Source organism: Pseudomonas sp. IAC-BECa141, from assembly GCF_020544405.1.
In the GTDB taxonomy this organism is placed as follows: Bacteria; Pseudomonadota; Gammaproteobacteria; order Pseudomonadales; family Pseudomonadaceae; genus Aquipseudomonas.
Genome location: NZ_CP065410.1, coordinates 4,322,544 through 4,334,250, shown reverse-complemented (window position 1 = coordinate 4,334,250; position 11,707 = coordinate 4,322,544). Strand labels below are relative to the sequence as shown.

Annotated in this window: 7 protein-coding genes; 2 read left to right on the top strand and 5 right to left on the bottom strand. The window is 60.4% G+C overall.

The annotated features are described in order from the left end of the window. The first annotated feature begins 46 nt into the window (after positions 1-46). Complete coding sequence (locus I5961_RS19735; protein WP_085700061.1) at positions 47-937, top strand: ATP-binding protein; 891 nt, start codon at positions 47-49, stop codon at positions 935-937. Next, complete coding sequence (locus I5961_RS19730) at positions 934-1,416, top strand: GAF domain-containing protein (protein ID WP_085700063.1); 483 nt, start codon at positions 934-936, stop codon at positions 1,414-1,416. Before I5961_RS19735 ends, I5961_RS19730 begins: the two co-directional genes overlap by 4 nt. On the opposite strand, the gene I5961_RS19725 is transcribed toward I5961_RS19730, so the two are convergent. The 5 genes from I5961_RS19725 to I5961_RS19705 form a co-directional block, all read right to left on the bottom strand. Then, complete coding sequence (locus tag I5961_RS19725; RefSeq protein ID WP_227233139.1) at positions 1,417-4,359, bottom strand: HD domain-containing phosphohydrolase; 2,943 nt, start codon at positions 4,357-4,359, stop codon at positions 1,417-1,419. It lies immediately after the preceding gene. A gap of 48 nt (positions 4,360-4,407) precedes the next feature. Then, the gene (locus I5961_RS19720; protein WP_227233138.1) at positions 4,408-8,052 is read right to left on the bottom strand and encodes a transporter substrate-binding domain-containing protein; all 3,645 of its coding nucleotides are present in this window, start codon (positions 8,050-8,052) and stop codon (positions 4,408-4,410) included. Between the two features lie 8 nt (positions 8,053-8,060). Continuing rightward, on the bottom strand, positions 8,061-8,699 hold the full coding sequence (locus tag I5961_RS19715) for a response regulator transcription factor (protein ID WP_227233136.1): 639 nt from the start codon (positions 8,697-8,699) through the stop codon (positions 8,061-8,063). Between the two features lie 324 nt (positions 8,700-9,023). Next, positions 9,024-10,352 carry a deoxyguanosinetriphosphate triphosphohydrolase gene (locus I5961_RS19710; protein ID WP_085704434.1) on the bottom strand — a complete coding sequence of 443 codons (1,329 nt, stop codon included), beginning with the start codon at positions 10,350-10,352 and terminating at the stop codon, positions 9,024-9,026. A 68-nt stretch (positions 10,353-10,420) separates the two neighbouring features. After that, complete coding sequence (locus I5961_RS19705; protein WP_085700073.1) at positions 10,421-11,584, bottom strand: EAL domain-containing protein; 1,164 nt, start codon at positions 11,582-11,584, stop codon at positions 10,421-10,423. Positions 11,585-11,707 lie beyond the last annotated feature (123 nt).

Here is an 11,707-nt window from a genome sequence, read left to right as displayed (position 1 = left end):
GTCGCTGCACCGCCATCATCACTGTGAACGAGCCCGAGGAGAAGACGTGGATTCCCGATTGAATGCTTTTCTTGAGCGCGCCGAGTCGGTTCTGGCGCGGATCGAACCGCTGCTGCCGGCTCCACGCCCGGTCATCGACTGGGGTACCTGCCTGGCTGCACGCTGGCAGCGTGACGGTCGCAGCGGTTATCTGCTGCCGCTGGAAGTCAGCCTCGACATGCGTCTGTCGGACCTGATCGGTGTCGACCGGCAGCTGGAGCAACTGGGCCGAAATACCCAGCAGTTTCTCGACGGCATGCCGGCCAACCATGCGCTGCTGTGGGGTTCGCGCGGCACCGGTAAATCGTCGCTGGTGCGCGCGCTGCTGGCTGAACATGCCTCGGCCGGTTTGCGTCTGATCGAAATCGAGCGCGATCACCTGGCAGACCTGCCACGAGTGGTGGAGCAGATCGCCAAGCTGCCGCAGCGCTTTGTGCTGTTCTGCGACGATTTGTCGTTCGAGTCCGGCGAAGGCGACTACCGCGTGCTGAAAAGCGTGCTCGACGGCTCGCTCGAACAGGCGCCGGACAACGTGTTGCTGTACGCCACCTCCAACCGTCGCCATCTGGTGCCGGAAAAGGAAAGCGACAACGAAAACTGGAAGCGCGTCGATGGCGAGCTGCATCCGAGCGAGGCGGTGGAAGACAAGATCGCGCTGTCGGATCGCTTCGGCCTGTGGCTGTCGTTCTATCCGTTTACCCAGGAACATTTCCTCAACGTCGTCGAGCACTGGATAGGCCAGTTGGCCACCAAGGCCGGCCTGAGCTGGGAGCGCGACGAACAACTGGACATCCTCGCCGTGCGCTGGGCAACCGGTCGTGGCAATCGCAACGGACGTTGCGCATACCAATTCGCCCGTTACTGGGTGGGACTGAAATTGTTGGAGCACAAGGCATGATTGATTTGCAACAGAGCGGCCAGGGCCTCGAAGGCTATGGCATGTTGGCCGCGCAACTGGAGTCGCTGCTGGCGGACGAACGCGATTTCATCGCCAACGCCGCGCAGTTTTCGGCGTTCCTGTACAACCAGCTCGATGACCTGAACTGGGCCGGTTTCTACCTCAATCGCAACGAAGAGCTGGTGCTTGGCCCGTTCCAGGGCCAGATCGCCTGCGTGCGCATTCCGTTCGGTCGCGGTGTGTGCGGCGCGGCAGCTGCCAGCCTGCAAACGCAACGGGTCGAAGACGTTCACGCGTTCCCCGGCCATATCGCCTGCGACAGTGCGTCGAACAGCGAGCTGGTTGTGCCGTTGGTCAAGGACGGTCGTCTGATCGGTGTGCTCGACCTCGACAGCCCGAAGCTCGCGCGTTTCGGTGCCGAGGATCAGGCCGGGATCGAACAGCTGGCGGCGATTTTCCTGCGCCTGACCGACTGCTGATCACGCCGCCAGGCCTGCCTTGAGCAGCACGGCCGCCGGGTCCACGGCATCGATCTGCCGTGGATCGAGAAAACGCGTGGCGTACTGCAGATACACGCCATCGCGAACGAACAGCCCGAACAGCTCGGCATCGATGTGAGCCTCGCGGCACATGGTGGCCATGATCCCCAGCGCTTCACTGAGGGACTTGGCCTTTTTGTACGGGCGGTCGGCGGCGGTCAGGGCTTCAAAGATGTCGGCAATCGCCATCATCCGCGCCGGCAGGCTCATGTCTTCGCGTTTCAGGCGCTTGGGATAACCGGTGCCATCCATCTTTTCGTGATGCCCCCCGGCGATTTCCGCCACGCTGTTCAAATGCCCGGGGAAGGGCAGGTGACTGAGCATCAGGATCGTCTGCACCATGTGGTGGTTGATGATGTAACGTTCTTCGCGGGTCAGCGTGCCCCGAGGAATGCTGAGGTTGTAGAGCTCGCCGCGATTGTATTTGTAAGGCGGCACGTCGAGCTTGAAGCCCCACGGATTGTCCTCCGGAATCAGCTCGCCCTCGGCGCGTTCCAGCAGATGTTCCTGCTTGTCCGCCAGCAGCGGTTCGCTGACCGGCAAGGTCGGTGCCGGGGTGCGTGCCTGACGCCGGTTCTCTTCCCACGACAAGCCCAGTCGATCATCCAGCGTGCGGGTCCAGGTACGTTGCGCAATACGTTGCAGACGTTGCAGATCGGCCTCGGCCATCGCTTCACTGCCCAGATTGCAGTGGGCGACGAATGCAAAATCGTCATCCAGTGCTGTCAGGGTTGCGTCGCGCAGCTCGGCCAGTTGCCGTTCATCGCCGCCCATGGCCACGGCTTGCCAGTAGCTGACCCATGCATCGCGCTTGAGCACTTCGAAGCGGGTGCGGATTTCATGAAGACGATCGTTCAGGGTTTCCAGTTTGGTGGCTTTGTCGACCACGTATTCCGGGGTCGTGACCTTGCCGCAATCGTGCAGCCACGCGGCAATATGCAAGGCCTCCCATTCGTCTTCGTTCGGCTGGTAGTCACTGAACGCCGGTGCCTGACTGGCCGCTGCGGCATGGGCGAGCATCAGCGTCAGCTCCGGCACGCGCTGGCAATGCCCGCCGGTATAAGGGCTCTTGGCGTCGATGGCGCCGGCCAGCAACTGAATGAACGCGTCCAGCAATTGTTTCTGCCGGGCTTGCAGGCGCTGGCTCTCGATACTCACCGCCGCCGCCCCGGACACCGCTTGCAGGAAGGCGATGCGATCGGGCCGCAGCTTTTCCAGATCGCTCGCCGTACCGCTGTCATTGATCAGCAGTACCAGCAGGCCGACGGTCTCGTTGTGCCGGTTATGCAGGCGGATACCGATCAGATGAACCCTCGGCGATTCCATGGCCAGCAGCACTTTCTGCAGGTCGGTGGCCTGTTCGAAACCCAGATTGCTCACGACCGTGTTGGCGTTCGCCAGTTGTCGGAACCATTCGGGACTCGGAGCGGTGTCAAGGTTGTGCCCCTGAATATCGAACGCGGCCAGGCTTTGGGACTCGCCGTCGACCACCAGACCGCAGGGTTCCATGCGATCGCCATCGTTTTCGCGCAGATAAATCAGGCCCGCCTGGGCCTGGGCGATCTGCACGGTCTCGAACAGCACCCGTTGCAGCAGCGGGGCGAAGCGGGTTTCGGCGGTCAGACTGTCGGTGATCCGAAAGAAACTGGCCAGAGTGTCTTTCATGCGGGCCATCGACAGACTCAACTGGTCGACCTCCAGCACCGGCGAACGTCGGGTCACGGGAAAATTGAAATCGAAACTGCGAATCGCGTCGGCCTCCTTGACCAGCGCATGCAGCGGCTTGACCAGAATTCGCGAGATCAGCCAGCCCAGCGGCAGGCACAGCAGAAGGGTGGCCAGCGTGATCAGCGCGCCTTGCCAGCGCATGCGGTAGGCGTCGACCAGCAACTCGTCCTCCGGCACCAGCAACGCCATCTGCAAGCCTTTCGGTCCACCTTCCTGCAACTGGCTGCGGGCGACGATCCATTGCCGGCCGTCGGCCTTGATCCGATTGCCCTGGTGACCGGAAAACAAGGCATGCAGGGCGGGGCTCAAGTCGGCAACCTTGGCCAGACGCGCGGTTCGGTCATCGACGATCAACCGGCTGCTGTCGGGATAGGCCACGGCATTGCCGTCGGCGTCGAACAGGACGATTTCCGTGGCGGGTGTCACCACGTGTTTGATCAGGGTTGCGGAGAGTGCGTCGAGGGTCAGGTCGGCACCGATCACCGCGTCATCACCGCTGCGTCGAGCCAGTGTCGTGCCGACGTTGCGGGTGGAGAAAAAGACGTAGGGTTCGGTGGTGATCTGTTCGGTCTGCTGCCGCGCGTTGATGTACCACGCCCGGCTGCGGGGATCATAAGGATCGTCGGGGTTGTCCTGCCGGCCGACCGGGGACAGGGCCTGATCGAAGAACAGCGACTGCGAATGCGCCTGACCGCTGGCGTCGTGTTCGATGCTCCAGACCTGAAAAGCCGCTGCCTCGGGTGCCTTGAGCAGGTTTTTCAGCGCCGGCGTGCGCAAAGGACGAACCATGAAGAAGTCGCCGTTGCCATATCCCAGATACAGCGAGGCCAGATCCGGATTGTCCGTCAGGGACTGGCTGAACGGCTTGAGCAGCGCCAGGCGCGGTTCGAGACCGGAAGACCGGGCGGCAGGGGTGTCGGCCAACAGACTCAGCAAATGCCGGATCGGTGCATAAGTGGCTTGCAGATCGAGGCGTACATCCTGTTCGATGCGATTGAACAGTTTTTCGCTGCTCGACAGGATGATCTGTGTGGTCTGTCGATAGTTGAACAGACCCAGCACCACCCCGGTGAGCAACAGCAGAAAGGTGAACATGACGCTGATGTGCACATGCAGCGGGAACCGGCGTTGTTCCGGGCGCAGTGGGCTGGGCATTGCGGACTCTCCGTGTAGGTAAGCACACCGCTCAGCGTCCAAGCATAGTTAAGCCCCGGTCACTTTGCTCTGGCTGATCCGGTTCAGTTGCTGTTCCAGTGCCTGCTCCAGTTCCAGGATGGCAAGGCGGCTGGCCTTACAGCGACGCTCGATCTCGTCCCCCGGCAGCGCTTGCTGACAAGCCTGCTCAAGTGCATCGCAACTGTCGATCAGACGTGTGGCCTGGGCAATGCGTGCGGCGCCTTTGATCTTGTGTGCGATGACGGCCAGCGCAGGGCGGTCCCGTGTGAGGGACACAGCCTGCAACTCCTGCCGGTCAAGACGACTGCTGTTGAGCAGTTCTGCCAGCAGGCGGTGAGTCTGGGAGGGGTTGCCGCCGGTCAGCAGCGTGAGCCCTTGCAGATTGAACACCGGCGCACGGAACAACGGCTTAACGCTGTCGACCCATTGACTCAGGCTGTTCAGGCTCAGGGGTTTGAACAGGCACTCGTTCATGCCGGCCTGTTTGCAGCGCTGGATTTCCTCCGGCTGGGCATTGGCGGTGAACCCCAGCACCGTGCACGCCGGGCGGCGGGTGAGCATTTCGTGCTGACGAATCGCCCGGGTCAGCTCATAGCCGTTCATGACGGGCATGTTGCAGTCGGCAATGACCAGATCGAATTCGCCGTTCTTCCATTGCTCCAGTCCGCGCTGGCCATCTTCGGCAATACTGAAGCGGTGCCCGAGGTACTCCAGCTGCTGGCACATCAGAAGCCGATTGGCCGGATGGTCATCGACCACCAGAACCGTCAAGGGGATGAGGGATGCCTGAATCTGCGGTTCGTCTTCTGCTCTCGCCACTTGCGCAGGCAGGATGGCCATCGGTAGCGAGACACTGACCTGTGTGCCGACTCCGGGCAAGCTGCTCAACCGCAGTTTTCCTCCCATCATTTCGCAAAGGTTGCGGCTGATGACCAGTCCCAGGCCCGCGCCGCTGACGGTTCGTTGTCCGCCGTTGCCGGCCTGGGCGAAGGGTTCGAACAGTCGCAACTGATCCTGCGTCGTGATCCCGATGCCGCTGTCCTGTACGGTCAGTTGCACCATCGAGCGTTCCGGATCGTCGGTGGGTTGAACATCCAGCGTGATTTTGATGTGTCCTGCTTCGGTGAACTTGATGGCATTGCTGATCAGGTTCGACAGCACCTGCTTGAAGCGCAGCGGGTCGAGGTGTACATCGACATCCAGTTCCGGCGGAGAGACGGACATCGCCAGTGAAAGGTGTTTCTGCCGGGCGAGCCCTTCGAAGATTCTGACCACAGAACCGACGGTATCGATCAGGTTGATTCGCTCGGGGTTCAGACTCAGCCGCCCGGACTCGATGCGGGCAATGTCCAGGATGTCGCCGATCAGGCCCAGCAGATCCTTGGCAGAATGGTAGGCCGTTTCGATGCCGGAGCGATCCGGGTGAGCGTGGTCCATGCGCTTGAGCGTCAACTCGAGCATGCCGATCACGGCGTTCATCGGTGTGCGGATCTCGTGGCTCATGGTCGCCAGAAACGTACTTTTGGCCCGGTTGGCATCGTCCGCCTGCTCCTTGGCAGCGCGCAGCTCATCAAGCAGCTCGCGGCGCTCGCTGATGTCGATCCAGCCGCCGATGATTCCCTGAACTTCACCGCTGGAGTCCCGGTACGGCAGGATCCAGTGATAGATCGTCAGATGCCGGTTGCCGATCTGCAGCGGCCGGTCGAGCACCAGCGGTTTGCCCTCGGCCATTACCCGCTGATAGTCGGCCTGATACGTCAGGGCTTCGAAAGCATTGTTCGATGGCCCCTGCATCACACTTTTGCCAATGACGTCTTCGCGTCGGGCATTGAACGCCTGGAGATAGCTGTCATTGCAGCTTTTCAGCACGCCCTGGCGGTCACGCACGTAGATGGGGTGGGGTGTGCCGTTGACCAGTGCGCCCATGAATTCCAGTTGATCGTTCAAGGCTCGTTCGGCTGCCTTGCGTTGTTTGATCTGGCGGCGCATGTAGGCATTCCAGAACAGCGACAGCAGCAACAGCAGGCAGGCGCCGCCGATCGCCTGATAAAAAAAGCGCTGGTACTGATGCCATGTGCCTTGCGAAACACTTGAGTAGCCACGCCAGCGACCATTGATGATGCCCAGTTCTTCGGGGGTGATGCTCATCAGCGACTTGTCGATGATCGAGCTCAGTTCCGTGTTGTCTCGAGCTGTGGCCAGGGAGAAGGCCGCCTGACGTGTGCCGATGGTGGTGGTGATCTGCAGTGGCTGTTCGAAAATGCGGGATGTGATGAAGTAGTTGGCGATGACCAGCGAGTTCACTGCGCCCTCGACCTGACCTGCGTCGAGTAACGCCACGGCACTGAAGGTGTCGGGTGTTTCGATCAGTTGGATACGTGGAAATTCGGACCGCAGGTATTCGATCATCGGATTGCCCTGGGCGATCGCCAGTCGTTTGCGTTTGAGCTGACCCAGGTGGGTCGGACTGTCGGCCGCTTTTCGGGTCAACAGGACATAAGAGTTTTCCAGGTAGGGGCGACTGAAGGTCAGGGTTTGCTCGCGCTGAGTGGTGGGCAGCAGGGCGGCGATAAGGTCGGCCTGGTGATTTTCAACCTGCTTGATCATCTCTGCATCGTTGCGGCTGCGGCGGACGTCGAAACGCAGGCCGGTGCGCAAGCGGATGAGTTCGAGCAGGTCGGCACTGATGCCGCGAAAGTTGCCATCACTGTCGAAGAACGTCAGCGGGGCGAAGGCCTCGTTGACGACCACACTTACCACCGGATTCCTTTTCAGCCACTGTTCTTCGCGTCGGGTCAGTTGCAGCTTCTGGTCTGTGAGCAGTGTGTCGCTGCCGACGCTCCAGCGCTTGGCGATGTTTTCGCGCTCGCTGCCAGGGACAGTCTTGAGCACGGTGTCGATGATTTTGACCAGCTGTGCGTTGTTGCGATGCACGGCGAAGCTGAACCCGTGAGCCTCGTGCTTGCCGAAATTGGCCATGCGGATGTTGTTCAGGTAACCCTTGCTGATCATGTAGTGCGTGGAAATGGTGTCGCCGAGAAACACGTCCGCCTGATCGAATGCGACGGCGTTGATTGCGTTCTGGTAGGACGGATAGGACGTGATGAGGGCTTTGGGATACATCGCCTTGACCTCATCCAGCGGCAGATAGTGATAGAGCATGCTCAGCCGCAGACCGGCCAGGCCTTCGGTCAGAGAGCGGGTTTCGCCTTCGCGGGTCACCAGCACCGGTTGATCGACGGCGTAGGGGCGGGACAGCACGATGTCCGGGTTTTCCGCTTCGAAGCCGTTGGATGTGCCGAGCATGTCGATGCTGCCGTCGATCAATGCCCGAATCGCGGCTTCTCGAGACGCGAAGCGCCTGACCTTGACCGGCAGACCGGTCGCCTGGCCGACCAGCCCCGCGTAGTCCGCCGTGAATCCCTCGAAGTCGTGCCCGCTGGTGGTCATGTCGAAGGGCGGATAGTCGGGAGCAGAGGCCCCAAGAATCAACTCATTGCGAGCGTGCAGCCACGCCATCTGCGCGGGCTCGAGCGAGACCGATATGGATCTGTCGGTCGAGCGCGCAAGCAGGACAAAGTCCTGGAAGGTAAGCGATGCAACCGTGACAGGTGCGCTGATACACAGGCATGCACTCAATGCAATCAGAAAACTCTTTAAGCGACTGGGCATGTTGGCTCTCACACGAGTGCGTTACGTTTGGCCATTTCGATAAGTTCTACAAGGGACTTGGCTTTGAGTTTTTGCATGAGGCGTTTTTTATAAGTACTGACGGTTTTATTGCTGAGAAACATGCCTTTGGCTATTTCCTTGTTGGTGCGTCCTTGAGCAAATAATTGCAGCACCATCAGTTCCCGGTCATTGACGGATTTGAAAAGTTCAAGTTCTACATAGCGCACATCATCTTGACGAACCGGATTCAAGGCCTGGCTGGGAAAGTAGTTGTAACCGGACAGTACGGCTTTGATTGCACTGACCAGTTCGCTCAGGTCTTCCTGTTTGCACACGTAACCCGAGGCACCTGACTGCATGCAACGTATGCCGAACAGGGTCGGGCATTGCGCAGTCAATACCAGCGTCTTGAATGGCGAACTCATTGCGTTGAAGCGGGACAGGACTTCCAGGCCGTCGAGTTTGGGAATGCTGATGTCGAGGATGATCAGGTCGGGCATCCATTCGCGAACCATCTGCATGGCATCGACACCGTTATCGGTTTCTCCGACGACTTTATAACCTTCATGCTCCAGCAGCATTCGAACGGCAAGGCGGATGACCGGGTGATCGTCGACAATAAAACGGAGTTCATAATCAAATCCCATACGAGCGCAAATAAAGGGCGAACCTTAGCTCAGATGAATGAACGCTCGCATGAACTGGCAGGCCGTCAGCAGCAATCAGGGAGAAGTCCTACAAATAAAGAAGAATCAGACTACGTGTTAACTAGGTTTGACGTAGGTAGAGGCGTGAGATGTTCAAGAGTTGTTCTTGTTTAAGTTTGGAGGGGGCGCAGTGCGGTCGATGCTGAAACTATTATCGGTTTTCCGGTTTCGCCTTCTTGAACATATAAAAAAGGAAAGGTCTGTCTTTTCGCCGTTATTGCACAAGACCCGCCCGATCCATTGCAGATTGGGCGGGGGCAGGCGTCAGTGACTGGAACGGCCGGTCATTTCCAGCGCCATGTCGCTGGCGTAGCTGTCGGTCATGCCGGCGATGAAGTCGATCATGCGCAGGAACGATGTATGTAGAGGACCGTGCGGATCCGGTGCGTTGTTGCCCAGCAGATCGAGAATCCGGCGGCTCTTGAACGACGGCGTGCGGCCGTTGTGCTGTTCCAGGGCCGCGCCGCAGAAGGCGTTGAGCAAAATCTCCAGGGTCGTGTAAGCGCCAATTTCATGCAGGGTCTTGCGCTTGTCCTGAAAGATTTTCTTGCGGGCGATGTCTTTGGCGTTCAACACGCAGCGCTTGGCCGGACCGTGCATGTGCTCCACCAGATCCCCCGGCAGCGTACCGGCCAGCAGTGCGTCCTGTTGTTCGACGAAGGCTCGGGCGGCCGCGTTGGTCAGGTGTTCGATGGCCTTGCCGCGCAGGATTGCCAGTTTGCGCCGGCGTGAATCCTGCGGGCCGAGCTGGCGATAGGTTTCGGGCAGATCATCGCCGACCAGACCGAGCAGCAGCGACTCGACTTCGGCATAATCCAGCAGCTCCATTTCCAGGCCATCTTCCAGATCGATCAGGGCGTAGCAGATGTCGTCCGCCGCCTCCATCAGATACACCAACGGATGGCGTGCCCAACGTTGCTCTTCGAGTTGCGGCAGACCGAGCTTGTGGGCGATCTGCTCCAGCAACGGCAGTTCGCTCTGATAGCAACCGAATTTGTGCTTCTTGTAACCGAGGGAGTCAGCGTGCCGCGCGGTCCACGGGTACTTCAGATAGGTGCCGAGTGTGGCGTAGGTGAGTCGTGTCCCGCCGTCGAACTGGTGATATTCCAGCTGCGTGAGCACCCGGAAACCCTGGGCATTGCCTTCGAAATTCAGGAAGTCGCCGCGCTCGGCGTCGCTCATCGCGTCCAGCCATCCGCGCCCGGCAGCCTGCTGGAACCAGTGACGGATCGCGTCTTCACCGGAATGGCCAAACGGCGGATTGCCGATGTCGTGCGCCAGGCAGGCTGATTGAACCACCATGCCCAGATCGCTCGGTTCGCACCATTCGGGCAGGGCGCGGCGCAGGGTTTCGCCGACGCGCATGCCCAGCGAGCGGCCGACACAACTGACTTCCAGCGAGTGGGTCAGGCGCGTGTGAATGTGGTCGTTGCTCGACACCGGATGCACTTGGGTCTTGCGCCCCAGCCGGCGGAAGGCGCCGGAGAAGATGATGCGGTCATGGTCTTTATGGAACGGGCTGCGGCCCAATTCCTGCGGGCTGTGCAAGGGTTTGCCGAGACGTTCGCGGTTGAGCAGGGTATGCCAATCCAAGGCTGATTCTCTCCGTCTGGTGACTGATTCCCTAGCTTCCCGGTTCAGGCTGGCCTCTGCAAGCGCAACTACAATCCTGCCGCATCGATGTCGATCAGCAGCAGGCGCTCGCCGTTATCGAAAAACTGTCCGGCGGTCAGGCAATACTGGTTGCTGGTGGCGTCGCGATAGGTGTTGGAAAGCGTCAGGCGCCGTTCTTCCCAGCCTTCGGCCAGCAGGTGATAGAAGTACGGGCGCCACGACCAGTTGTGGCCCAGGTAGCGATTGTCGGCGACCCAGCCGCTTTGTCGCCATTCCAGGTTTGGCGTCAGCTGGGTGCCGTGACGGTCGCATTGGTAAAAGCGCAGCAGCCACGGGAAGGCGTCGAGCTGTGGCAGGGCGCTGAGCGGGGCGCGGGCCTGGGCCCAGGTTTGCAGGATGGTCATGAGTTCGCCGAGCTGCTGGCGCATGAACATCCATCTGCTGCGTTCGGCCAGCTTCTGGCGCACGTAGGACTGGCGCAGCTCGGCAAAGCGCTCAACGAAGTCATCCGTGCCGAAAAGTGCCTCATGCGCCCGGGCGAACAGAAAACCTTGCACGTAGCGCGATCCGCACTCCAGCGCGAAATTCAGCTGCGCCGTGGTTTCCACGCCTTCGGCAATGATCCAGCAGCCGGTTTTTTCGGCCATTTGCGCGAGGGCCTTGACCACGTCACTGCTCGGGCCGCCAAGTGCGGCGGCCTGGAACAGGCGCATGTCGAGTTTGAGAATGTCCGGTTGCAGCGCCAGCACGCGATCAAGCTGCGAATAGCCGGCGCCGAAATCGTCGATGGCAATCCGGGCACCGGCATCGCGATAGCGGGCCACGACTTCGCTCAGGCGCTGGCTGTTGCCGCCAAGTTCAGTAATCTCGAAAACAATCCGCTGTGGATCGATACCGTGCCGTGCAAGCTGTTTCAGGCTCGGCAAGGCCTGGTCGGCACGCAAGCGACTGATCCAGCGCGGTGACATGTTCAGGCTGAGAAACCAGTCCGGCGGCGCTTCGTGCAGTCGGCTCAACGCGTTATCCCGGATCTGCCGGTCCAGTCGGCGCAGCGCGACGGCCGGGGTGCGCGGGTCGGCGAACAGCGGTCCGACCGATACCAGTTGGCCATCGGCCTGGCGCAGACGACCCAGTGCCTCGACACCTGCAATGCGTCCGGTGGCGGTATCGATGAAAGGTTGAAAGCAGGCGAGCGGTTGCCCGTCGATCACGGGGCCTCCTTGTCGTTCTTGTTCTGGTCGAATTCTGCCGGCCGGATAGGCGAGCGGGATTGAATCTCCGGATAAGAGATTCAATCCCGCTGGTGTTGCAAGAATGCAGCCAGATGCGAAGGG

Bases quoted from the DNA above. Each gene is read 5' to 3' on its own strand.
- I5961_RS19730 (WP_085700063.1), top strand. From the start codon at position 934: ATGATTGATTTGCAACAGAGCGGCCAGGGCCTCGAAGGCTATGGCATG.
- I5961_RS19725 (WP_227233139.1), bottom strand. From the start codon at position 4,359: ATGCCCAGCCCACTGCGCCCGGAACAACGCCGGTTCCCGCTGCATGTG.
- I5961_RS19720 (WP_227233138.1), bottom strand. From the start codon at position 8,052: ATGCCCAGTCGCTTAAAGAGTTTTCTGATTGCATTGAGTGCATGCCTG.
- I5961_RS19715 (WP_227233136.1), bottom strand. From the start codon at position 8,699: ATGGGATTTGATTATGAACTCCGTTTTATTGTCGACGATCACCCGGTC.